General features: G+C 65.2%; 20 protein-coding genes. All 20 read left to right on the plus strand.

Annotated elements, in window-relative coordinates:
- The first annotated feature begins 259 nt into the window (after positions 1-259).
- On the plus strand, positions 260-1,453 hold the full coding sequence (locus tag F4Y38_01350) for a phytanoyl-CoA dioxygenase family protein (GenBank protein ID MXY47923.1): 1,194 nt from the start codon (positions 260-262) through the stop codon (positions 1,451-1,453).
- Positions 1,454-1,487: 34 nt separating this feature from the next.
- Positions 1,488-2,606: a hypothetical protein gene (locus tag F4Y38_01355; GenBank protein ID MXY47924.1), complete on the plus strand. Its 1,119-nt coding sequence runs from the start codon at positions 1,488-1,490 to the stop codon at positions 2,604-2,606.
- 31 nt (positions 2,607-2,637) lie between these two features.
- The gene (locus F4Y38_01360) at positions 2,638-3,279 is read left to right on the plus strand and encodes a hypothetical protein (GenBank protein MXY47925.1); all 642 of its coding nucleotides are present in this window, start codon (positions 2,638-2,640) and stop codon (positions 3,277-3,279) included.
- Entirely contained in the window at positions 3,276-4,400 is a 1,125-nt protein-coding gene (locus F4Y38_01365; protein MXY47926.1) for a mandelate racemase/muconate lactonizing enzyme family protein, read from the plus strand. Before F4Y38_01360 ends, F4Y38_01365 begins: the two co-directional genes overlap by 4 nt.
- A gap of 90 nt (positions 4,401-4,490) precedes the next feature.
- Positions 4,491-5,237 (plus strand): phytanoyl-CoA dioxygenase family protein, encoded by a 747-nt coding sequence (locus tag F4Y38_01370; GenBank protein ID MXY47927.1) that lies wholly within the window; start codon positions 4,491-4,493, stop codon positions 5,235-5,237.
- Positions 5,238-5,260: 23 nt separating this feature from the next.
- Positions 5,261-6,271, plus strand: a complete 1,011-nt coding sequence (locus F4Y38_01375) for a DUF523 and DUF1722 domain-containing protein (protein ID MXY47928.1) — start codon at positions 5,261-5,263, stop codon at positions 6,269-6,271.
- A gap of 160 nt (positions 6,272-6,431) precedes the next feature.
- Positions 6,432-7,208 (plus strand): phytanoyl-CoA dioxygenase family protein, encoded by a 777-nt coding sequence (locus tag F4Y38_01380; protein MXY47929.1) that lies wholly within the window; start codon positions 6,432-6,434, stop codon positions 7,206-7,208.
- A gap of 53 nt (positions 7,209-7,261) precedes the next feature.
- Entirely contained in the window at positions 7,262-8,233 is a 972-nt protein-coding gene (locus F4Y38_01385) for a D-glycerate dehydrogenase (GenBank protein MXY47930.1), read from the plus strand.
- Positions 8,234-8,289: 56 nt separating this feature from the next.
- Positions 8,290-9,948, plus strand: coding sequence for an acetolactate synthase (locus F4Y38_01390; protein ID MXY47931.1), 1,659 nt, complete (start codon positions 8,290-8,292; stop codon positions 9,946-9,948).
- 22 nt (positions 9,949-9,970) lie between these two features.
- Complete coding sequence (locus F4Y38_01395) at positions 9,971-10,843, plus strand: hypothetical protein (protein ID MXY47932.1); 873 nt, start codon at positions 9,971-9,973, stop codon at positions 10,841-10,843.
- Between the two features lie 22 nt (positions 10,844-10,865).
- Complete coding sequence (locus tag F4Y38_01400; protein ID MXY47933.1) at positions 10,866-11,621, plus strand: 2-hydroxyhepta-2,4-diene-1,7-dioate isomerase; 756 nt, start codon at positions 10,866-10,868, stop codon at positions 11,619-11,621.
- Entirely contained in the window at positions 11,618-13,174 is a 1,557-nt protein-coding gene (gene hpaE / locus F4Y38_01405; protein ID MXY47934.1) for a 5-carboxymethyl-2-hydroxymuconate semialdehyde dehydrogenase, read from the plus strand. Before F4Y38_01400 ends, hpaE begins: the two co-directional genes overlap by 4 nt.
- 11 nt (positions 13,175-13,185) lie before the next feature.
- Positions 13,186-14,181: a 3,4-dihydroxyphenylacetate 2,3-dioxygenase gene (gene hpaD, locus F4Y38_01410; protein ID MXY47935.1), complete on the plus strand. Its 996-nt coding sequence runs from the start codon at positions 13,186-13,188 to the stop codon at positions 14,179-14,181.
- Between the two features lie 42 nt (positions 14,182-14,223).
- Positions 14,224-15,660, plus strand: a complete 1,437-nt coding sequence (locus tag F4Y38_01415) for an amino acid permease (GenBank protein MXY47936.1) — start codon at positions 14,224-14,226, stop codon at positions 15,658-15,660.
- Between the two features lie 9 nt (positions 15,661-15,669).
- On the plus strand, positions 15,670-17,079 hold the full coding sequence (locus F4Y38_01420) for a sulfatase-like hydrolase/transferase (protein ID MXY47937.1): 1,410 nt from the start codon (positions 15,670-15,672) through the stop codon (positions 17,077-17,079).
- Positions 17,080-17,114: 35 nt separating this feature from the next.
- On the plus strand, positions 17,115-18,071 hold the full coding sequence (locus tag F4Y38_01425) for a phytanoyl-CoA dioxygenase family protein (protein MXY47938.1): 957 nt from the start codon (positions 17,115-17,117) through the stop codon (positions 18,069-18,071).
- A gap of 134 nt (positions 18,072-18,205) precedes the next feature.
- Positions 18,206-19,258 carry an amidohydrolase gene (locus tag F4Y38_01430; protein ID MXY47939.1) on the plus strand — a complete coding sequence of 351 codons (1,053 nt, stop codon included), beginning with the start codon at positions 18,206-18,208 and terminating at the stop codon, positions 19,256-19,258.
- A gap of 3 nt (positions 19,259-19,261) precedes the next feature.
- A complete protein-coding gene (gene kynU / locus F4Y38_01435) occupies positions 19,262-20,548 on the plus strand; it encodes a kynureninase (GenBank protein ID MXY47940.1) in 1,287 nt (428 codons plus the stop codon).
- A gap of 40 nt (positions 20,549-20,588) precedes the next feature.
- Complete coding sequence (locus tag F4Y38_01440) at positions 20,589-21,977, plus strand: FAD-dependent monooxygenase (GenBank protein ID MXY47941.1); 1,389 nt, start codon at positions 20,589-20,591, stop codon at positions 21,975-21,977.
- 215 nt (positions 21,978-22,192) lie between these two features.
- Positions 22,193-22,921: an aldehyde dehydrogenase family protein gene (locus F4Y38_01445; protein MXY47942.1), complete on the plus strand. Its 729-nt coding sequence runs from the start codon at positions 22,193-22,195 to the stop codon at positions 22,919-22,921.
- Positions 22,922-22,975: the final 54 nt, after the last annotated feature.

Below are 22,975 nucleotides of genomic sequence, written 5' to 3' on the forward strand. Positions count from 1 at the left end.
TTGACACATGGAAATGCGTTGTTCTTCTCTATCAATCATGTGTTAAGGCCGGCTTCGGGCAAGGTGATTTGCTCAGTCGGTGCAGTCGGTACATTAGTTGCCGGCGAAATTACGTTCCCGTCAAAATACCTTTATATCCATGCGGATATTTCTGCCTTCCCGCTCTTGACATTCCCATGGGCCGGTGTAGATTGAATGCTAACCCTGTTCTACGGCGCGGGCATCGTCCCGCGTCGCATCGTTTTATGGTAATCCTTACATGCATTTCGATCCTCGGAAACTGTTCGAAGACGGTTTCATCGTGCTTCGTGGGGTGGTTCCCCCTGACTGGCTCGGTCCCCTGAGGGACAGCTTCGAGCGCATGGTGGACCGCCAGCGGGAAATCTGGACCAGGGAAAGGAAACCGGGCGATCCGCCCGGAGGAGCGTGGGAGACCGGTCACCAGCCCAGGTTGCAATTCGAAACCCTCGTGGACGGGGACACGGCCAATACGATGGCCTTCTGCCTCCACGAAAACACCATGGGCGTCAGCCGGCGCATCATGAATTCTGAAGCCGCGGGCAACACGGGATTCATGTTCATGTGCAATCCGGTGACCGACCGCGGACCGGCGCCGTGGCACCGGGACATACACCCCATCGACCAGGCGCCGTTGCGGGGTCTCCAGGACGACCTGCTGCACAATGCGCCCGGTTACCTCCAGTGGAACATCCCGCTCTACGACGACAACGTGCTCTGGGTCGTACCGAAGAGTCATCGCAGAGGGAACACGGCCGAAGAAAACCGCTGCCTGGCACAAGACCCCCACGAGCCGCTGCCCGGCGGCGTGCAGGTCGAGCTCAACGCGGGCGACGGTGTGGTCTATACCAACACGATCCTGCACTGGGGGAGCAACTACAGCGCCAGGACGCGACGCACAATCCATCTGGGCTACCGTTCCTACGGCGGACCCATCTTCCCCTACGTCAACCGGACTTTCCGCGACCTCGGCTTCATCGAATGCCTACCCTCCGACCTGCAGACTGTTTTCAGGGACATCAGGCGCAGGTATGACGATGAGACCGACCGGATCGAGTCTATCTTCCGCGCCGCCATCGACGGCGACGAAGACGCTTTCCAGGAAGGCGTCGCCGCGCTGCATCCCGGTGAAGCAGGCCGGATCATATGCGCCGTGCTCCTTTCCAAGATCGTGTACAAGATGAGGTTCGCCACCCATCCGGTCCGACCGCACTACGGCGGCGACATCTCGCACGACGAAGGCCTGAAACCACGGTTCACCGTCGGCGAGCTGGACGCGCTCTGGCGGCGCTTCGAACCGCTGGACGAAGAGATGCAGTCCGATGCGCTCCAGTTCGTGCCGGGATTCCAGTCGGATCCCATGCACTACTATTTCGAGGAAATGCCTTCCGGCCTGAGCATGGGGTCTTTCATGGCGGGATGGCGGAACAACTAACGAGCCGCTGTCGCGCCCTTCGGGGGAGACCACGATGAAGATCACCGCAGTTTCCGTATGGACGGTCGTCGTACCCACCATACCCGGCCGGGTGCACAGTCCGGAATACGCGGAGAAGACCGGGTGGGACGAGGTGCCCAAGCACATCATCCGGGTCGATACCGACACCGAATATGCCGGGATCGGGGAGACCGGCCGGGGCCTGCCCATCGAACAGGTCCGGGAAGGGGCGGGGCTGCTCATCGGCCGCGATCCCGAGGATATCACGCCTCAGGACATCTTCGGGCGCCGCGGCGAACGGGCGGCGGACGACATCACCGTGGGTAACGGTCCGGCCTACGACGCCTACGAGATGGCCGTGCTCGACCTGGTGGGACGGACCCGCGGGCTGCCCGTGCACACCCTCCTGGGCGGCGCCGTCCGGGACCGGGTCCGGGCCGATTACTGGATGGGCCACCAGACGCCGGAGGACGGCGCCAGGGCCGTGGAAAGAGGGCTGCGCCTGGGATTTACGGGCGTCAAGATCAAGTGCCGGCTCGAAGAACCCATGTACGAGCGCCTGAAGGCCATGCGCGACGTGGCCGGTCCGGGATTCAAGGTGACGGTGGACCCCAACGAACGGTTCTACACGGCCGCCCAGGCCATCGAGCTGGCCGGCCGTCTCGAAACCCTGGGCAACGTGGAGGTTTTCGAGGATCCCATACCCAAGTCGGACATCGAGGGCTACGAGGAGATCCACCGGGCCATCCCCTTCCCCCTGGCCATGCACCTGGGGAACGGCGAAGGAGTCGTGCGCGCCCTGCAGGCGGACGGCGGACGGGGCGTGGTGGACTGCGTGAACCTGGGCGGCAGCATGTTCGGATTCCAGCGCAACGCCGCCGTGGCCGCCGCGGCCGGCCTGCCCTGCTGGCACGGTTCGGGAAACGACCTGGGGATCTCGGACACTTCTTTCGTGCACGCCGCCGCCGCCGCGCCGAACTGCACCATGGCCTCTGATTTCGTCGGAGGGTGGACCCGGGAGGACGATCTCATCGAAGAGCCCATCTCCTTCGAGAACGGACACGTGCCCACGCCGATGAAACCGGGACTCGGCTGCGACCTGGACTACGACGCGCTGCAGCGGTACACGCAGCAACACGAGGAGCTGAGCTGATGCGCCATGGGGAACCACGGAAGGAGCGTCCATGCGGTTGATCGCCGTGGGTTGCGAATACGCCGGGGTCACGACGTTGATAGACGGCCTCTACGCCTGGGGAAACGAACGGGGCGTCCACCACCACCTCGACGACCACTTCACCATACCGGACGCGTACCACCTCGACGATGCGGAGCAGCAGGGATTCATCGACATGCTGCCGGCCATCAAGGAGCGATTCCAGCGGTTCCAGATCGTGTACCACGTCCGGTTGATGCACAAGTTCGATCACATCCTCCTCGGCGGGTTTCACATTGAGGAAGTGGTATACGGGCCCCGCTACTACTACCCGGGGATCAACATCGCGGTGCGGGAATACGAGCCGGACATGCCCGGCGACGCCATCCTGGTCCATCTCCACGCCCGGCCGGAGGTCATCCGGCGGCGCATGGTGTCGGCCCCCCATCCCCGGCAGCTGGTCCCGGCGGAGGACGTCGAACGCATCCTGGAACGGTTCGAGGAAGAGGTCGCGCAGTCGTGGATCCACCGGAAGTTCGCCATCGACACGTCCGATCTGACGCCCGGGGAATTGCTGGAGACGTTCCTGGAGCGATCCGTTCCCTATCTCAACACCCGGGATGCGTTGACCAGATTGCGGAGACCCGGCATGCCGGACGGGGAGTACAGATGAAAATCACACACGTGGGGGCCGTGCTGCTCCAGCCCATGCCCTGGGTGCTGGTGAAGGTGAAGACCGACGAGGGGCTGGTCGGCATCGGCGAGGCCTATCACGGCGCCGGGGTCCACCAGATCGCCACCGATCCCAGGCTGGTCGACCGGGCGCTCCTCGGCCAGGACCCGCGGAACGTGGACAAGCTCTTTCACGACATGATGGGTTCCATGTCCGCCTCCGGATTCTACCAGGGCGCGGTCATGAGCGCCATCAGCGGGATCGAAATGGCCCTGTGGGACATCACGGGGCAGGCCTGCGGCGTGCCCATCTGGCAACTGCTCGGTGGCAAGTTCAGGGACCGCATCCGCGTATACAACGACTGTCACGCTGGAGACGAGGAAACGCCGGAAGCCTACGCGGAGAAGGCCAGGTCCGTGGAAGCCCGGGGCTTCGACGCCATCAAGTTCGACATCGATCCGCAGCCTTCCCGGCGGGACCGGTACAACCGGACCATAAGCAACCACGACGTGGCCTACTTCGTCGACGTCATCGCCGCCTTGCGGGAAGCCCTGGATCCCAACACCGACCTGCTCATCGACGCCCACTGGAACTATGCCCCGGTGGATATCCTCAAGGTGGCCTACGCCATCGAGGACCTCGACCTGATGTGGCTGGAGGACCCCGTGCCGCCGGAGAACGTCGAGGCCATGGCGAAGGTCACCCAGGCCACGCGCGTCCCCATCTGCACCGGGGAGAACTTCTATACGCGCCACGGCTTCCGGGACCTCATCGAGGCGCAGGCGGCGGACATCATCTCGCCCGATCACGCCAAGGCGGGCGGGTTGCTGGAGGGCCGGAAGATCGCCGACCTGGCGGACATGTACTACATCCCCATCTCGCCGCACAACATCTGCGGCCCCATCGGGACGATGGCCGTGTGCCACCTGTGCGCGGCGGTGCCCAATTTCCAGGTGCTGGAGTTCCACCACCTGGACGACGAGTTGTGGAATGTACTTACGGTGGAACGGGACCTGATCCGGGACGGGCATATCGACCTGCCCGTGACGCCGGGCCTGGGTGTTGCGCTGGACGAGGAAGTGGCCCGGCGCGCGGCCCGGGAGGACCTCGGTTTCTTCTGATCACGGACCGGGAACGTGCGCGGCCGGCCGGGACGCCTGCCGGCCGAGAAGCAGGCGATCGACCTGGGATTCCAATAGACCACGGTTACCATGGGATATGACGCCGAAATCGTCGGGCCGCGAATGAACCCGGACCTGACCCCCGAACTGGAACGGGAGACCGCCTTCTTCCGGAAATGGGGCTATCTGGTCGTGGAAGACGCGCTGACCTCCGGACAGATCGAGCGACTTCGGGACGCCCTCGACGATACCTTTTTCCGGCGCAGCGAGTCCTTCACTCACCAGCTGCTGGAAGAGGACCAACGGTTCGCTTTCCTGCTGGACAACCCACCCGTCCTGGACCGCATGAAGGCCATACTCGGCAACTGCGTCCAGCTGCACAGCGCGACGGCGCGGGTTACGAAACCGGGCGAACCGGACCAGAACTGGCATCGGGACATACCCTGGCCCAAGGATCCGGAGCCTCCGCCTTACGGCAACGAGCCGGGGCAGATCAACTGCGGGTACTACCTCGACCATCTTACCATGGAAAACGGACCCATCGTCATCGTGCCGGGCAGCCACCGGGCGCCTTTTAAGCCGCCGGAGACCCAGGCCCGTTTTCCGGACGAGAAGCACGTTCTGGCGAGACCGGGACAGGCCGTCCTGTTCGACGGCTGGCTCTTTCACCGCGGGGCCGCCAACCAGTCGGACCGCAACCGCAGGGTCTGCCTGATGTGCTACCAGAACGCCTGGATGAAGTCCCGGGAACCCTTCGACGGTCCACGGGTGACCGCCATGCGGGAGAAGGGAACCAGGGAACAGAAACTGCTGCTCGGTGCAATCGACCGCTGGTAGCGTAACATGACAGACGTCCTGTCATGAGCGAGATGAGCGAGATGAGCGAGATGAGCGAATTGCCCATGATGGATATCCACCGGGCCGAACTGCCCGTACGCATCGGGATCTCGTCCTGCCTGCTCGGCGAGCGTGTCCGCTACGACGGCGGGCACAAGCGCGACGACTACCTGGTGGACGTGGTCGGCCGTTACGTGGAGTGGATCCCGGTCTGCCCCGAAGTGGAAGCGGGCATGGGCACGCCGCGGGAGACCGTGCAGTTGACCCGGGTCGACGACGATATCCGGATCCTGACGAAAAACGGCATCGATCACACCGACAGGGTGGACTGGTTCGCCCGGCAACGCGTGCAGACCCTGGAGCAGGCCAGGCTCAGCGGCTACATCCTGAAAAGCCGGTCCCCCTCCTGCGGCATGGGAAGGGTACCCGTGGTCCAGCCCGAGGGCGCCGCGCTCCGGAACGGGCGCGGGATATTCGCCCGGCGGCTTATAGATGCCCTGCCCCATCTGCCCGTGGAAGAAGAGCGGCGGCTGAATAACCCGCGGGTCCGGGAGAACTTCATCAGCCGGGTTTTCGCCTGCTACCGCTGGCTTCAGCTCGCCGATTCGGGCCTGACCCGTCAATCGCTGATGAGCTATCACCGGGCCTACAAATACCTCCTCATGGCGCACAGCCAGGAGGGCACGCGCCGTCTCGGACGGCTGCTGGCGAAACCGGAACGCTACGCCACTACCCGGGAACTGGCGGACGCCTACCTGGGCGAATTCAACCGGGTCATGAAAAGAACGCCGTCCCGGCGGAACCATACCAACGTGCTGCAGCACATGGCGGGCTATGTCTCAGACCGGCTCGACGGCCGCACGCGCCGTGAACTGACGCGCATGATCCAGAAGTACCACGAGGAGCTGCTGCCCCTGATCGTGCCCGTGGTCATGCTGCGGCACTACGTGCGGGAGTTCGACATCACCTACCTGCAGGACCAGACCTACCTCCATCCCTTTCCTGGCGAACTGATGCTGCTCAACCAGTTGTAGCGCCTCGAAGCCGCGGCGGCGGGCAGCCGGTTTGTGCGGGACATACTCCTTGACCGGAAATCGCCGGGCCGTTTACTTAGGTTGATTGTCCTGAGTCTCGAATCAACGCCGCGTTCCGAGTCCTTTTCTTCGCTCGATACCCGCGAGGCTACGGCGGAACATGACGCAGAAAACCCTGTCCATCCAGCTCACCGAAGCGCAGGTCGCCCGGTTTCACGAAGAAGGCTATCTCGTCGTCCCGGACCTGCTGACGGCGGATGAAGTCGAGGCGTTCGTCCGGCACCAGGCCGATCCGGAAGCCGAGTCCCTGCGGCAGGGGCTCCGCACCCATCTGTCGGATCCCTTCTGGCGCGAGTTGGCCCACCATCCAAACGTCGCCGGCGTCGCCCGACAGATCCTGGGCGGCCGGCCCCGTATCGTACAGACCATGTACATGGCCAAGGAACCGGCCAGACCGGACGAGGAACTGGGCGGCGCCGGCATCTCGCTGCACCAGGATTCCCACTACCTGCCCAACGAGCCCGACACGTTGATGGCCTGCTGGATCGCCATGAGCGATACCGATCCTGAGAACGGCGGCCTGTGCGTGGCGCCGGGCAGCCACAGGGACAGCCTGCGGGAAACGACCCTGAATACCAATCCGGAGCACATGAGTTGGGAGAGTGACTACGGTATGCGGTCGCCGGACGGCCGCGAGTGGACCGAAAAGCTCTACTCCTTCGACGTGGTGGGCATCGAGGAGGAAGACCTCGTCCGGTTGACGGTGCCGCGCGGCAGCGGAGTGTTCTTCACCAGCAGGACGGTGCACGGTTCCTACGCCAACCGGTCGCACTCCCGTCCGCGCCTGGCCTTCGCCGTCCACTACGTGAAGGACGGCACCTGGGTGTTCCGGACCGATGTGCAGGATACGACCCCGGTGGACCTGCAGGGAGCCTGACCCGGGTATTTACTGGAGATTCATTTCCTAGAGTATCATTTCCTGGAGAATCGATGGAACGCCTGAACGTCCTGCTGCTTCCCGTTCGCCCCATTTACAGCCCGTGGTGCGTGGACATCCGGACCGCCATCGGCGACCGCCACGAATTGCGGGATCTCGACGATGCCAGACCCCTGGCGCCCCAGTTCGCCGGTGTGGACGTGGTGATCGACCAGGGCGGGAGCCGGGGCACGCGGGAGATGATGGACGCCGCGGACGGCTGCCGACTGTGGCAGATCGTGGGCACGGGATTCGACCACTTCGACCTGGCCTATATCAAGACGAAAGGCATCCCCACGGCCAATACCCCCGGACTGTTCAGCGACGTCGCCCTGGCCGAGACGGCCATGATGTTCATCATTATGGTATCGCGGCGATACCAGGAAGCGGTGGACTATTTTCAACAGGGCCGCATGTACGATCCGCTCGGATACGAGTTGGAGCACCAGACACTGGGCATCGTGGGATTCGGCGCGAGCGGCCAGGCCCTGGCCCGCCGGGCCAAGTCCTTCGGCATGCGGATCCTGGGCATCGACGTCCGGGAGATCGAATCCGAGGTGCTCGACGACATTCAGCCGGACTTCATAGGCACGCCGGACGACCTCGACCGCGTCGTGGCCGAAAGCGACTTCCTGTCTCTTCACCTGCACCTGAACGACGGGACCCGCCATATCATCGACGGCCGGCGGCTGGGTCTCATGAAACCGACGGCCAGCGTCATCAACGTAGCCCGCGGCGCCCTCGTGGACGAAGCGGCCCTCTACGACGCCCTGGTCGAGGGGAAGATCGGCGGGGCCGGTCTCGACGTCTTCGCCCAGGAACCGCCCGATCCTTCCCTGCCCGTCTACCAGTTGCCCAACGTGGTCGTCACGCCCCATATCGCCGGGGTGACGGACGGCACCTCCCGCCGGCGGGCCGCCGCGGCCGCGGAGAACACGGACCGGGTCGCCCAGGGTCTGGAACCCCTGTACCGCATCGACATGTGACCGGCCTGTGATCGACCTGTGACCGGCCGGCCACCTATCCCGGAAACCCGCCCTCCATGCAACAGATGACCACCGCCGAAGCCATCGTCCGGACGCTGATCGCCCACGGAATCGATACGGTCTTCGGACTGCCGGGCGTGCAGAACGACGCCCTCTACAACGCCTTCTACGACCATCGGGACGAAATCCGCGTCGTCCACACGCGCCACGAGCAGGGCGCGGCGTACATGGCGCTCGGATACGCCCTCTCGACGGACCGGCCCGGGGTCTACAACGTGGTCCCGGGACCGGGGTTTCTCAACGGGACCGCCGCCCTTTCCACGGCCTATGCCACAAACGCGAAGGTGCTCTGCCTGACGGGCGAGATCCCTACGAAGTACCTTGGGCGGCACACGGGCCAGCTGCATGAGATCAACGGCCAGCTCGATGTGCTGCGGTCCCTGACCAAGTGGGCCGCACGGATCGACAGTACCGCCGGTGCGCCTTCCAGGACGGCCGAGGCCATCCGGCAGTTGAATTCCGGCCGGCCGCGCCCCGTGGGTCTGGAATGTCCCTGGGACGTGCTCGCGTCCGAAGGCGAAACGCCGCGCATTCCCGGACCGTTACCCTTATCCAATCCCCCGGTGGACACGGAGATGCTGGAAGCCGCCGCGCGGAAACTGGGCCGGGCCGAAAACCCGATGATCTTCGTCGGCCGCGGGGCCATGAACGTTTCCTGGGAGATCACGCGGCTCGCTGAACTGATCCAGGCACCGGTCATCGGTTACCGGACGGGCCGCGGCGTGCTCGACAGCCGCCACTACCTGAGTCATCCCAACCCCGCGGCCCACAAGCTCTGGCCGAAGGTGGACGTCGTCCTCGCCGTGGGGTCTAGGCTCGCCATCCCCCAACTCTACTGGGGCGTGGACGAGCACCTGACGACCATACGGATCGAGGTGGACGCCAGGGCCCAGGACCGCATCGCCCGGCCGGACATCGCCATAACGGCGCGGACCGAAGACGCCATGCCCCTGCTGGTCGAAGCGGTGGAAAGGCACAACCGCGTCCGCCCGTCCCGGGAAGCCGAAATGCGCGCGCTGAAAGCGGAGACCGAGGAGATGTTCGCGTTCCTGGAACCCCAGACCTCCTTCCTGCGGGTGATCCGGGAGGAACTGGGCGAGGACGGCCTCTTCGTGGAAGAGCTGACCCAGGTGGGTTACGCCGCCCGGCAGATCATGCCGGTGTACAAACCCTACACCTTCATATCCACGGGCTACCAGGGCACCCTGGGCTGGGGCTTCCCCACGGCCCTCGGCGTGAAGGTCGCCCACCCGGACAAACCCGTCATCTCCGTAACGGGCGACGGCGGGTTCATGTTCGGCGTGCAGGAACTGGCCACGGCCGTCCAGCACCGCATCGGCCTGGTGACACTCCTTTTCAACGACAACGCCTACGGCAACGTGAAGCGGATGCAGCAGAAACTGTACGGCAACCGGGTGATCGCGTCCGACCTGCACAACCCCGATTTCGTCCGGATGGCCGAATCCTTCGGCGCCCGGGGCATCAGGGCGGAGACCCCGGAGGAACTGCGCCGGGCCATCCGCGAGGGGTTTGCCGAAGACGGTCCCACCCTGGTGGAGATCCCAGTGGGCGAGATGCCGGACGTGGACCGCTTCAAGCGGGGGGCCCGCGTACGGGGCACGGCCGAACGCTCCGAGCACGCCCTGCAATGGTGAGGCCCGTAGGACATGTAAAGACATGTTTCTGATTCCTGAAGACAGCGGACTTTTTCGGACCCTTCAATGCCTGGTGGACGCCCGTAAGATGGTCTTCCTCGCCGGACTGCCGGGCACCGGGAAGAGTCTCCTGCTGCAGCAGCTGGCCATCCTGGCCCACGGCCGCGGGCGCGCGCCCCACCTGCTCCAGTGGGACGTCTGCCGGCTGCCGTTCTTGACAAACGACCGCGTGAAGGAACATTATCACGAGCAGGACGGGATCACCCACGCCGGCGTCCGCAAGGCGGTGGGCCTGTGGGCCAGGCGCGCCGTCGGACAATGGGCCGATGCGCACCGGGACGACAGGGACATCCTCATCGGCGAGGTCCCGATCATCGGCAACCGGCTGGTCGAGCTCGTCCGCAGGGAACAGGACCCCGTCGAGGCTCTGCTTTCAGATGGGGAATCCGCCTACTTCGCCATACCGACGCCCTCCCGGCGGGTCAGGCGGCTCATCGAGACACAGCGCGAGGAACGAAGCGTCAGCCCGTTGCACGAGCGGGAGAAGGGGGACGCGCAGCCCGACATCATGTATGCGCTGTGGGAAGACCTGCGGGCGGTGGCGTCGCGCTTCGGCCTGCTCGATGAAACGGGGAAGGGTTGCGAGGCGGGCGAGTACGACCCGGACCTGTATTGCGACACCTATTCCGCCCTGCTCAAGCGCCGGTCCGCGGGCCGGGTCGACCTGGACCTGCTCCTGTCCACGGAAGGCCGGTCGGTCTACGACCTGTCCGCCGGACAGCGGGACCTCGTCCCGTCTGCGCGGGAGGTGGAAGCCGCCGTCCGGGAAATGGAAGACCGGTATGCCCGCCCCGAAGCGTTGGCGCGCGCCGTGGATCAGTGGTACGAGGTGTAATGGCGCATAACGGAGATCAAGTATGAAAACAGCACGCTTCGCCTGCAACGGCCAGGTCCTCGAGGCCGTCTTCGAGAACGGACAGCTCATGGTGGGCACGGTCGCCTACGATCCGGAGGACGTCATGTTCCTTCCGCCGGTGGCCCATACGAGCAAGGCCATCGGCGTCGCGCTGGGGTACACCGAGCACGCGAAGGAACTGAACCTGGACCTGCCCGAGGAACCCATCCTGTTCAACAAGATGCCCCAGACCTTTATCGGCCACCGGGCGAAGATCGTAGTCCCCCCGGAATTCGACTACCTGCACTACGAATGCGAGCTCGTCGCCGTGATCGGCCGGCCGGCCCGGAAGGTGAAGGCCGCACAGGCCCTGGACTACGTGGGGGGCTACACCATCGGCAACGACCTGACGATCCGGGACTTCGTGAGCAACTACTTCAGACCGCCGATCAAGGCCAAGGGTTTCGATACCTTCGGCCCGCTCGGCCCCTTCCTGACCACCGCGGACGAAATCGATCCCACCGACGTGCGCCTGCGCACCTACGTCAACGGGGAACTCCGCCAGGAAGGCTGGACCGGCGACCTGCGCCACGGCGTTGCCGAACTTATCGAGTATATCACCGCCTACATGACCCTGAACCCCGGGGACATGATCTGGACGGGCACGCCGGAAGGAATATCCCACATCCACGCGGGCGACAGCCTTCGGCTGGAAGTGGACGGACTGGGCGCCCTTGAAAACGACGTGGTGGCCAGTCTCAAGGAGGGTGGATCATAGCCATCCAGGTTGCCACGCAGGCACACCCGAACGAGGCCAAAGCGAAGCGGTTCATCGCCCGCTTCCGAGCGGAGGGCATCGGACATCTCATCGGTGGATCGTCCGTCCCCTGTGCCGGCGGCGACACCTTCGAGAACGCCACGCCCATCGACCATACCGTGCTTTGCAACGTGTCGAGCGGCGGACCGGAGGAGGTCGGCGCCGCGGCCCGCGCGGCAACGGAGGCCTTCGTCGACTGGCGCGATACGTCCGGGACCGAGCGAAAACGGCTGCTGCACCGGGTGGCCGACTTGATCGAGGCGAACGGCGAGGAGATCGCCCTGCTGGAGACCTTCGACACGGGCCAGCCCATCCGGTTCATGTCGAAGGCCGCGGCGCGGGCCGCCGAGAACTTCCGGTTCTTCGCGGACCGGGCCGAAAGCGCGTCGGACGGCCTCTCCCTGCCGGCGGCCGGACACCTGAACTATACCCTGAGACAGCCCATCGGACCGGTGGGCATCATCACGCCCTGGAACACGCCTTTCATGCTCAGCACGTGGAAGATGGCGCCCGCGCTGGCAGCCGGCTGCACGGTCGTGCACAAGCCCGCGGAATGGAGTCCGGTCACGGCCACGCGCCTGGCCGAACTGGTCCACGAGGCGGGCATTCCCCCGGGCGTGGTCAACGTGGTCAACGGTATCGGCGAGACCGCGGGACGGGCGCTCACCGAGCATCCGGACATCAAGGCCATCGGATTCGTGGGCGACACGAGGACCGGGCGGGCCATCATGCGCCAGGGCGCCGAAACGCTGAAGCGCGTGCATTTCGAACTGGGCGGCAAGAACCCGGTGGTCGTCTTCGCCGACGCGGACCTGGACCGGGCCCTGGACGCCACGGTATTCATGATCTACAGTCTCAACGGGGAGCGTTGCACGTCGGGCAGCCGGGTGCTGGTGGAGCGGACGGTCTACGACGAATTCACCGGCCGGCTCGCGGAACGGGTGAAGCGCATCCGCCTGGGAAACCCCTTCGACCCGGCCACCGAACTGGGTCCCCTGATCCACCCGCTGCACCTGGAGAAAGTCCGGAGCTACGTGGCCGCGGGACAGGAGGAAGGCGCCACCCTGATCGCCGGCGGGAAATGCCCGGAGCTCGCCGGGGGGAAATGCCCGGAGTTCGCCGGCGCCGGCAACTACTTCGAGGCCACGCTCTTCGGTGACGCCCACCGGTCCATGCGCATCGCCCGGGAAGAGGTGTTCGGTCCTTTTCTCACCGCCATCCCCTTCGACTCGGAAGCAGAAGCGCTGGACGTGGCGAACGACGTCGACTACGGGCTGGCCGCCTATCTCTGGACGCGCGACGTCACCCGGGCCCATGCCTTCGCCCAGCGCCTCGAAGCCGGCATGGTCTGGGTGAACTCGGAGAACGTGCGCCACCTGCCCACGCCCTTCGGCGGCATGAAGGCGAGCGGGATCGGGCGGGACGGGGGCGACTACAGCTTCGACTTCTACATGGAAACGAAGAACATCGACATCGCCCTCGAACACCACCCAGTGCCGAAGCTGGGAAAATAAGAGGACGCATCGTGGCCCTTCCCGCAGCGAATCCTTCCCCGCCCTTCAATATCGTCCGCGCCAGCCATGCGGAGTGGGGGGTGACGGACCTGGACTACGCCCGCGACTTCTATATCGACCTGCTGGGGTACGTCTGCGAGGACGACGCGGGGGACAGGCTCTTCCTGCGCGGCATGGAGGAAAGGAACCACCATTCGCTGATCCTGACGAAGGCGGACGAACCGGTCGTGCACCGCATCGCCTTCAAGGTCGCCGGAGACGCCGACCTGGACCGGGCCGAAGCCTTCTATGACGACGCCGGTTGCCGGACGGCTTTCGTCGACCGGTACGCCCAGGGCCGTACGCTGCACGTGGACGATCCCTTCGGCATCCCCCTGGAGTTCTACCACGAGATGGAGCGCCGGGACCTGCTGCTGCAGGAGTACCACCGTTACCGCGGCGCTCACATCCAGCGCATCGACCATTTCAACCTGTTCTCCCATGACGTGAACGGGATGACGGCCTTCTACGCCGAATCGCTGGGATTCCGGCCGACGGAGGTGACCGTGGCCGACATCGGGGACGAGGACTCCGACCTCTGGGCTACCTGGCTGCACCGCCGGGGCGGCGTCCACGACATCGCCTTCACCAACGGCCTGGGGCCGCGCCTGCATCACATCGGCGTCTACGTACCCACGGCCATGGACATCATCCACTTCTGCGACCGGCTGGCCAGTTCGGAACACCGCGACGCCTTCGAGCGGGGACCGGGGCGCCACGGCATCTCGAACGCCTTCTTCCTGTACCTCTTCGACCGGGACGGCCACCGGATCGAGCTGTTCACGGGAGACTACGTCACCGTCGACCCGGATCATCCCGCACGGGTCTGGGACCTGAAGGACACCCGGCGCCAGACCCTGTGGGGGCAGGCCGCCCCGCGGTCCTGGTTCGAGCACGGCACCCGATTTAACGAAGTCGAACCCGTCCCTTCGCGACTTGAAGCCGCACCGGTCATTGCGCCGGAATGAACGGATGTTGAACATCCAGGCCGCAATCCAACAGGAGCTTTCATGTCCCATACCCATGACGACGAACTCGTAGAGGAGATATTGCCGGCGGGTCAGCCCAGGCTGCTCCGGGTATTGAGTGCGAAGACCGGTACGGCGGTCATCATCGGCGCGATTATCGGATCGGGCATTTTCATGGTGCCGAGCACCGTGGCCTCGCAGGTCGGTTCGCCCGCGCTCAGCCTGTTCGTGTGGATCATCGGCGGCGTGCTGGCCCTGGCGGGCGCCCTGTGCTACGCGGAACTCGGCGCGGCCATACCGCGCAGCGGGGGCACCTATGCCTTCCTCAGGCGGGCGTACAACACGGACCTGGTCGCCTTTCTTTTCGGATGGGCCTTTCTCTTCATCATCATCACAGGGGCCATGGGAGCGGTGGCCACCGTATTCGCCCGGTACGCCAGCGGCCTCTTCGCCATCGAAGACCTCTGGACCGAGCGGTGGCTGGCCGTGGGATGCATCCTCTTCCTGACCGTGGTCAACTGCCTGGGCGTCAAGATCGGCGGATCGGTTCAGAACGTATTCGCCTTCATCAAGGTCGGCGCCGTCCTGGCCGTCATCCTCCTCGGTTTTTCCATGGCCACGGGCACGGAAGTCGCCTGGACCCCACTCGTGCAGGAGAAGGCGGGGACCGCGCTACTCGGCGGCCTGAGCCTGGCGATCCTGGGGGCGCTGTTCGCCTACAACGGCTGGTTTTTCGTGACGTTCATAGCGACCGAGATCAAGGACCCGGCGCGGAGCATTCCGCGGGCGATTTTCGCCGCGCTGGCCATCGTGGCCACGGTCTATATCCTGGCCAACGTCGTCTACCTTACGGTCCTGTCCTTCGAAGAACTCCAGGCGTCCCGCCGGCCGGCGGCCGATACCCTCCAGGCCCTGGTGGGACCCTCGGGTGCGATGGCCATATCGGCGGCCATCATGCTGACGACTTTCGGTACGGTCAACGCCCAGCTGATGGTGGCGCCCAGGGTCTATCACGCCATGGCGAATCACGAGATTTTCTTCCGGGTGTGCCAGTATGTGCACCCCCGTTTCCGGACGCCGGTGGTTTCCATCGTGATGCAGGGGCTGTGGGCTTCGGTCTTCGCGCTGACCGGCACCTTCGTCGAGATCGTCAGTTTCGCCATGTTCTACACCTACGTATTCCTGACGCTGGCGGTGGTCGGCCTGATGATCCTGCGGAGGAAGGAACCGGACCTGCACCGGCCGTACCGGGTGTGGGGGTATCCCGTGACCCCCGTACTTTTCCTCGTGATCGCCGCGGGCGTGCTGGCCAATGCCCTGATCGGCGACTTTACGCGCCCGCTGCTGGGCCTCGTCATCCTGGCCATCGGCCTGCCCTTCTACTTCTACTGGAAACGGCAGCAGCGGACGAACCGGGCGGCCGGATCGACGACCGACCCGGTGGCCGACTCGACGGCCGGCTCGACCGCCATGGAGTAAACCCGGCACATGTCCCGACCGCACGTCATCTACATCCTGTCCGACGAACACGCGGGCCAGGCCATGGGCTACGCCGGGGATCCCAACCTGCGGACCCCTAACATGGACCGCATGGCCGCGGAGGGTGTGAGTTTCATGCGCGCCCGGGCCAACTGCCCCGTGTGCACGCCCTCGCGGGGCACCATATTCTCGGGCCGGCACGCCCACGCCGGACCGGTGCAGGGGTTTCACGACGTGTACAAGCCGGCGGCGCCGAGCACGGCTATCTTGCTTCGCGAAGCCGGCTACCATACCGCCTATTTCGGCAAGTGGCACTGCGGGACGGTGCGCGACCAGATCCCTCCTGAAGTGCGTCGCGACCCGGATTATTACGACCTGGAAGCGGCGCCGCGCACGCCGGAATTTCACCGGGGCGGTTTCCAGGACTGGTACGGATTCGAGATGAACAACGCGCCGTTCAAGGGGTTCTACTACCGGGAAGGCGACGTGGACCCCACGCGCATGCCGGGCTACCAGACCGACGCATTGACCGACATGGCCATCGCGTACCTGGACAACTTCGGCCGGGACCAGCCGCTCTTTCTCGTCCTCAGCGTGGAACCGCCCCACTGGCCGCTCGAAGTGCCGGACGCCTACATGCGGTTCGATCCCGCGTCCCTGAGGACCCGTCCGAATTTCGGCGGTCAAGCCGATCTGAGGGAACGGCTGGCCGCCTACTACGCCATGATCGAGAACCTGGACGGGAACATCGGCCGCCTGCTCGACGCGGTGGGCGGCATGGACGGTTTCCGGGACAACACGGTGACGGTGTACTTCTCCGATCACGGCGACTTCATGGGAAGCCACGGCCAGATGGAGGACAAGGGACATCCCCACGAAGAGTCCGTACGGGTACCCGCGGTCTTTCACGCCCCGGGGGTCCTCGAGCCGCAGGGCGCTCGGCCGGACCTGTTCAGCCTGGTGGACATGGCGCCCACGACCCTCGGACTGGCCGGGGTGCCCGTGCCGGTGCACATGCAGGGCGCCGACTTCTCACCTGCCTGCAGGGGCGCGGATTTCGACGGGCCCGGGGAAGTACTGCTCGAAATGGTGGGAGCGCCCAGGGTGCACTTCGACTACGCGGACTGGCGCGGACTGGTCACGGACCGTTGGAAGTACGCCTTCTACGAGACCGGTCACGAAGTGCTCTTCGACCTGTGGGAAGACCCGTACGAAACGCGTAACCTGGCGGACGCGGATCCGGCCCGGTTGGCGGACATGCGGACGCGTCTGCTAAGCCTGCTGGAAGCCACGCGGGAACCCTATTTCGACGTGATCGTCCAGCATGGCGTCCGTCCCGAAGGCCCGGCCCTGAACATTTCCCGACGGCGGCGGGAGGGCATCGCGCCATCGTGGGACGACCTGATAAGCAACGCCTGACGAAATCGGATCCTGACCGATCCGGGAGGTGCGGAATGCTGGAACAGTTTCGGCGCGACGGCTACATCCTGGTGCCCGGCGTCTTCGGAGACGAGGAAATGGACGCCGCGCTGGAGGCCATGGAGCGGAATTTCTACGGCAAATCCTACGCGTCCTGGCTCGGGGACTTCGAACGGGGCGAACAGGGATCCGTGGGAGACGGGTTCACCACGAAGCAGGACGAAGTGGTGGGACGGTCCCAGTTTCCGGTGGGCGATCCGGCGCTCGACCGTCTCATCGAGAACGAACGCTACCTTGATCTATTCGAGCTGTTCCTGGACGACCGGCCCAGTTATTGCAACGCCCACCTGTTCATGCGCACCGGACCGGTGGACGAGCGGTATCCCGATGAATCCTGGAGCGGATACCACGTCGACCACAACACGAACTGCGTCCTTCCCCCATCCAAGGACGCCGCGCGATTCTCCTACATCAACTCCGGCGTGTATCTCCATGACGTCGAAGACGACGGCGCGCCCATGCTGCTCGTACCGGGGTCGCACACACGGGCGGCCGAGGTCTTTGCCGAGGGATGGGACACCGGCAACATGGCGAGCGTCAGCCACGTCCGGGACATCCGCAAGGCCGGCCTGCGGGATCCGGTCCCGGCCGTGGGCAAGAAGGGAACAGCGGCCTTCTATTCGTCCTACCTGCTCCATTCGGCGCAACCCTTTCAGGACATGAAAAAGCAGCGGGCCTTCTGGACCCTTTCCATGTGCCGCCGCGACGCCGACCGGTGGACCCGATTTTCGAATCCATTCATCTACGGCGAGCGGGAATACATGATGCCCTTCATAACGTCTACGACCCCGCGCGTTCGATCGTTGTTCGGGTGGCCCGAGCCCGGTCATCCCTACTACACGGAACAGACCCTGGGCCTCCTCGCGCGGGCCTTCCCGGGTATCGACCTGGACCCCTATCGCCAGGCATTGCACCCGACATCATGCCCTTGACAATAACGGGCGTTTCCCGTTATCCTGATCCTGCATCGTCCGTCCCTTTCAGGTCGCGGGGCGCGTCGCCTTAAAAACGCTTCGGACAGGCGGTCCGCAGGTCCCGACGCCGTCCCGGAACCCCTCCTGGAACCATGTGCGAATACTCAGGCCCCAACCCCATACCCAAGATCGACATCCACACCCATATCCTGCCGGAGAACTGGCCCGATCTGCACAAGCGATACGGGTACGGCGGGTTCGTCGAACTGGACCATTACCGGCCGGGATGCGCGCGCATGATGATCGACGGCAGGAAGTTCCGCGAGATCCAGGCCAACTCGTGGGACCCGCCGACCCGGATCGGGGAATGCGACGACGCCGGCGTGCACGTCCAGGTCCTCTCCACCGTCCCGGTGATGTTCAGCTACTGGGCGCAGCCGGCGGACGCGCTGGACCTGTCCCGCATGCTCAACGACCACATCGCCGATGTAGTCCGTACCTGGCCCCGGCGTTTCATCGGCCTGGGGACCGTGCCCATGCAGGCGCCCGACCTGGCGGTCCGTGAAATGGAGCGGTGTGTCCGGGAACTGGGGCTGTCCGGCATTGAGATCGGGACCCACATCAACGGGAACAACCTGAGCGAACCCCACCTGTTCCCGGTGTTCGAAGCGGCGGCTGAACTCGGCGCGGCGGTGTTCATCCACCCCTGGGACATCATGGGACAGGAGACCATGGAGAAGTACTGGCTGCCCTGGCTGGTGGGCATGCCCGCCGAGACCTCACGGGCGATCTGTTCCATGATCTTCGGCGGGGTGCTCGAACGCCTGCCCGACCTGCGCGTGGCCTTCGCCCACGGCGGCGGGTCCTTTCCCGCGACCATCGGGCGGATCGACTACGGGTTCCAGATCCGTCCCGACCTGTGCGCGGTGGACAACGACGTGCGCCCGAGCGACTACCTGGGCCGGTTCTACCTGGATTCCCTCGTCCACGACAGCCGCATCCTGGACTACCTGATCCACCTCATCGGGCCGGACCACCTCGCCCTGGGCTCGGACTATCCCTTCCCCCTCGGCGAAGCGGTGCCGGGCAAGATGATCGAATCCATGAGCCACCTGGACGATGACGTCAAGTCCCGGCTGCTGTACCGCTCCGCGCTTAACTGGTTGAACCTGGAAGCAGACCGGTTTTTCGGTGGAAACGACTAGCCTATGGACACGCGACCCGACCAGCGAATGGACGCCGGCGAGATGGACGCCAGAGACGGGCTTTCGGCCTTCCGGTCGCGTTTTCATTTCCCGCTGGCCGGAAACGGGGCGGAGGCGGTCTACCTGGTGGGCCATTCGCTCGGACTCCAGCCCGTAGCCACACGGGAATACGTGGAACGGGAACTCGACAACTGGCGAAGCCTGGGCGTCGAAGGGCATTTCAAGGGGGAGAACCCCTGGATGCCTTACCACGAAGCGCTGGCGGACCCGCTGGCCCGCCTTGCCGGCGCCCTGCCCGGCGAAGTCGTCGCCATGAATACGCTCACGGTGAATCTCCACCTGATAATGGTCTCCTTCTACCGGCCGACCCCGGAGAGATACCGCATCCTCGTCGAGGGCGCCGCCTTCCCCTCCGACCAGTACGCCGTCGCTTCGCAGGTTGCCTGGCACGGTTACGACCCCGCGGAAAGCGTGATCGAACTGCGGCCGCGGGAAGGGGAGGACACGGTCCGCACCGGGGACATCGAGGACCTGCTCGAACAGGAAGGCGCGTCCATCGCCCTGGTCTTCCTGGGCGGTGTGAACTACCTGACCGGCCAGGCCTTCGACATGGACCGGATCACAGCGGCGGGCCATCGCCAAGGCTGCGTCGTGGGATTCGACCTCGCCCACGCCATGGGAAACCTGGAGCTGCGGCTGCACGACTGGGACGTAGACTTCGCCGTCTGGTGTTCCTACAAGTACCTGAACGGCGGACCCGGCTGCGTAGGCGGGTGCTTCGTCCACGAACGGCACGGACGGAAAGACGACCTGCCCCGGTTCGCCGGATGGTGGGGACACGACAAGTCCACCCGGTTCCGGATGCCCTCGGCATTCGAGGCGATCCCGGGCGCGGAAGGCTGGCAGCTCAGCAATCCGCCCATACTCCCGCTGGCGGCCCTGCGCGCCTCGCTGGAGCTTTTCGACGAGGCCGGCATGGACCGGCTGCGCGAGAAGAGCAGGGGGTTGACCGGGTACCTGGAACACCTGCTCCGTGACCGCTTCCCGGGTGAATTGGACATCATCACGCCGTCGGACCCGGAGCAGCGCGGATGCCAGCTTTCGCTCAGGACGGGGCCGCGAGGCGGCTACGTGCACCGGCATCTGGCGGAACACGGCATCTGGTGCGACTGGCGGGAGCCCGACGTGATCCGCGTCGCCCCCGTACCGCTGTACAACCGTTTTGCGGACGTCCGCCGTTTCGTGGAGGTCATGGCGGAGGGCATGGAGCGGTCCAAGCGGGCCGGGTGAGCTGGTTTTCGTTCCGGTCCAGAAGCAATCGAGGGTATTCATGGGGGCCAAACGGGAAACCGTAACCCTGATCGGCGCGGGTCTTGCCGGATCCCTGCTGGCGATCTTCCTCGCCCGCCGTGGATTCCGAGTCGAGGTGTACGAGAAGCGGTCCGATATCCGCCGCGAATCGGCTGGCGCCGGTCACCCCGGCCAGGCCGGCAGGTCGATCAATCTGGCCATGTCGGTGCGGGGCCTTCATGCGCTGGGGCAGGTAGGCCTGCGAGACGAAGTCCTGGCCATGGCGATCCCCATGGTGGGACGGCTGATCCATCCCGTGGGAGGCGACCGGGTCCTGCAGCCCTACGGCCAGCGGGAGGACGAGGTCATCTACTCCGTATCCCGCGGCGAACTGAACCGGTTCCTGCTGGACGCCGCGGAACGGGAAGACGGCGTGCGGCTGCATTTCAACGCCCGGTGCACCGGACTGGAATTCCGAACCGGCGTGCTGTACGTCCGCGACGACGCGACCAATCACGTCCACTCCCTCCGCCCCGATCGGGTCATCGGCGTGGACGGCTCGGCATCGGCCATCCGGACGGCCATGATGAACGTGGGCCGGTTCGACCTTTCCCAGCAGTACCTGACCCATGGCTACAAGGAACTGACCATTCCCGCCGGACCGGACGGCGCGTACAGGATGGAGCCCAATGCCCTCCATATCTGGCCACGGGGCATGTACATGCTCATCGCGCTGCCGAACCTGGACGGCAGTTACACCTGCACCCTCTTCTTCCCCCACGAAGGCGAGTACAGTTTCGCCAGTCTCCTGGAGCCGCGCCAGATACTGGACTTCTTCAAGATGCAGTTTCCCGATGCGATGGCGCTGATGCCCGATCTGGCCACCCTGTACCGCGACAATCCCACCGGGTCCCTGGTCACCCTCAAGTGTTCTCCCTGGCATTACCGCGACCGGGTGCTGCTCCTGGGTGATGCCGCGCACGCGATCGTGCCGTTCTTCGGCCAGGGGATGAACTGCGCTTTCGAAGACTGCACCATCCTCGACGAATGTATCGAGACGCACTGGCCGGACTGGGGAAGCGTATTCGAGTCCTTCGGGCGCCGTCGGAAAAAAGACACGGATGCCATCGCCGACATGGCGCTGGCCAATTACGTCGAAATGCGCGACCTGGTAAGCGATCCCGGTTTCCAGTTGCGGCAGAAGGTGGGATTCCTGCTGGAACAGAAGTACCCCGACCGGTTCATCCCGCGGTATTCCATGGTGTCGTTCCACCGGTACCCCTACAGCGAGGCACTGCACTGCGGCGAGATCCAGGAAGGCATCCTCCGGGAGCTCTGCGCCTCCATCTCCACGGCGGACCAGGTCGACTGGAACACGGCGGAGCGACTCGTCGGAGAGCGGCTCGGCGCGCGGATGACGCCTGGATGACGCCTGGATGACGCCTGGATGACGCCAGAATGGCGCCTCGGTGACGGGTGACGGCCGGCAGGAGGAACATGGCGGGGTGACCGCGATGGAGGCTGTCCACCGGCTTGACAGGTCTCCCGGGCCGTTCTACATTAACCTGTAACCCGGCGCGGCACACCAGGCGCGGCACACCCGGCCTCACGTATCCAAGACCACATTTCAGGCGGTTTCGCGGCATGATGCATGTACTCAACTACATCGGCGGTGAATTGCACGAACCGGCCGGCGGCGCTTACCTGGACAATATCGAGCCCGCTACGGGCGCCGTGATCGGCAGGACGCCGGACTCCGGCACGGGGGACGTGGAGGAAGCGGTCGTCGCCGCGGAAAAGGCCTTTCCGGCCTGGTCGTCCCTGTCCGTCCAGGAACGATCCGCCCACCTCCTCCGCATCGCCGGCCTGATCGAGGAGAACCGGGAAGAACTGGCCCTGGCGGAATCAAACGATACGGGCAAGCCGGTGGCCCTGGCGGCAACGGTGGACATCCCCCGCGCCGCGAGCAACTTCCGGTTCTACGCGACGGCCATCGAGCACTTCGCCAGCGACGCCCACGCCATGGGCAAATCGGCCCTGAATTACACCCTCCGGGCGCCGATCGGCCTCGCCGGATGCATTTCCCCCTGGAACCTGCCCCTCTACCTGCTGACGTGGAAGATCGCGCCGGCCCTTGCCGCCGGCAACTGCGTGATCGGCAAGCCCTCGGAACTGACGCCCACGACCGCGTTCCTGCTGTCCAGGATATGCATCGAAGCGGGACTACCCGCCGGGGTGCTGAACATCGTGCACGGACACGGCCACAAGGCGGGCGCCGCCGTGGCAGACCATCCCGGCATTCCGGTCGTTTCCTTCACGGGCGGGACGGCGACGGGCAGGAGCATCGCCGCCCCGCGCCCGCCCGCCCAGTAAAGGGGGGGGCAGGGGGTGGGGGGGGAGGACCCCCCAAAAATGGTATACGGGGGG

This window comes from Gemmatimonadota bacterium, from assembly GCA_009838645.1.
In the GTDB taxonomy this organism is placed as follows: Bacteria; JAAXHH01; JAAXHH01; order JAAXHH01; family JAAXHH01; genus JAAXHH01.

Coding starts and splice junctions, on each gene's coding strand:
- F4Y38_01350 (MXY47923.1), top strand. CDS start 260: ATGCATTTCGATCCTCGGAAACTGTTCGAAGACGGTTTCATCGTGCTT.
- F4Y38_01355 (MXY47924.1), top strand. CDS start 1,488: ATGAAGATCACCGCAGTTTCCGTATGGACGGTCGTCGTACCCACCATA.
- F4Y38_01360 (MXY47925.1), top strand. CDS start 2,638: ATGCGGTTGATCGCCGTGGGTTGCGAATACGCCGGGGTCACGACGTTG.
- F4Y38_01365 (MXY47926.1), top strand. CDS start 3,276: ATGAAAATCACACACGTGGGGGCCGTGCTGCTCCAGCCCATGCCCTGG.
- F4Y38_01370 (MXY47927.1), top strand. CDS start 4,491: ATGGGATATGACGCCGAAATCGTCGGGCCGCGAATGAACCCGGACCTG.
- F4Y38_01375 (MXY47928.1), top strand. CDS start 5,261: ATGAGCGAGATGAGCGAGATGAGCGAGATGAGCGAATTGCCCATGATG.
- F4Y38_01380 (MXY47929.1), top strand. CDS start 6,432: ATGACGCAGAAAACCCTGTCCATCCAGCTCACCGAAGCGCAGGTCGCC.
- F4Y38_01385 (MXY47930.1), top strand. CDS start 7,262: ATGGAACGCCTGAACGTCCTGCTGCTTCCCGTTCGCCCCATTTACAGC.
- F4Y38_01390 (MXY47931.1), top strand. CDS start 8,290: ATGCAACAGATGACCACCGCCGAAGCCATCGTCCGGACGCTGATCGCC.
- F4Y38_01395 (MXY47932.1), top strand. CDS start 9,971: ATGTTTCTGATTCCTGAAGACAGCGGACTTTTTCGGACCCTTCAATGC.
- F4Y38_01400 (MXY47933.1), top strand. CDS start 10,866: ATGAAAACAGCACGCTTCGCCTGCAACGGCCAGGTCCTCGAGGCCGTC.
- F4Y38_01415 (MXY47936.1), top strand. CDS start 14,224: ATGTCCCATACCCATGACGACGAACTCGTAGAGGAGATATTGCCGGCG.
- F4Y38_01420 (MXY47937.1), top strand. CDS start 15,670: ATGTCCCGACCGCACGTCATCTACATCCTGTCCGACGAACACGCGGGC.
- F4Y38_01425 (MXY47938.1), top strand. CDS start 17,115: ATGCTGGAACAGTTTCGGCGCGACGGCTACATCCTGGTGCCCGGCGTC.
- F4Y38_01430 (MXY47939.1), top strand. CDS start 18,206: ATGTGCGAATACTCAGGCCCCAACCCCATACCCAAGATCGACATCCAC.
- kynU (MXY47940.1), top strand. CDS start 19,262: ATGGACACGCGACCCGACCAGCGAATGGACGCCGGCGAGATGGACGCC.
- F4Y38_01440 (MXY47941.1), top strand. CDS start 20,589: ATGGGGGCCAAACGGGAAACCGTAACCCTGATCGGCGCGGGTCTTGCC.
- F4Y38_01445 (MXY47942.1), top strand. CDS start 22,193: ATGATGCATGTACTCAACTACATCGGCGGTGAATTGCACGAACCGGCC.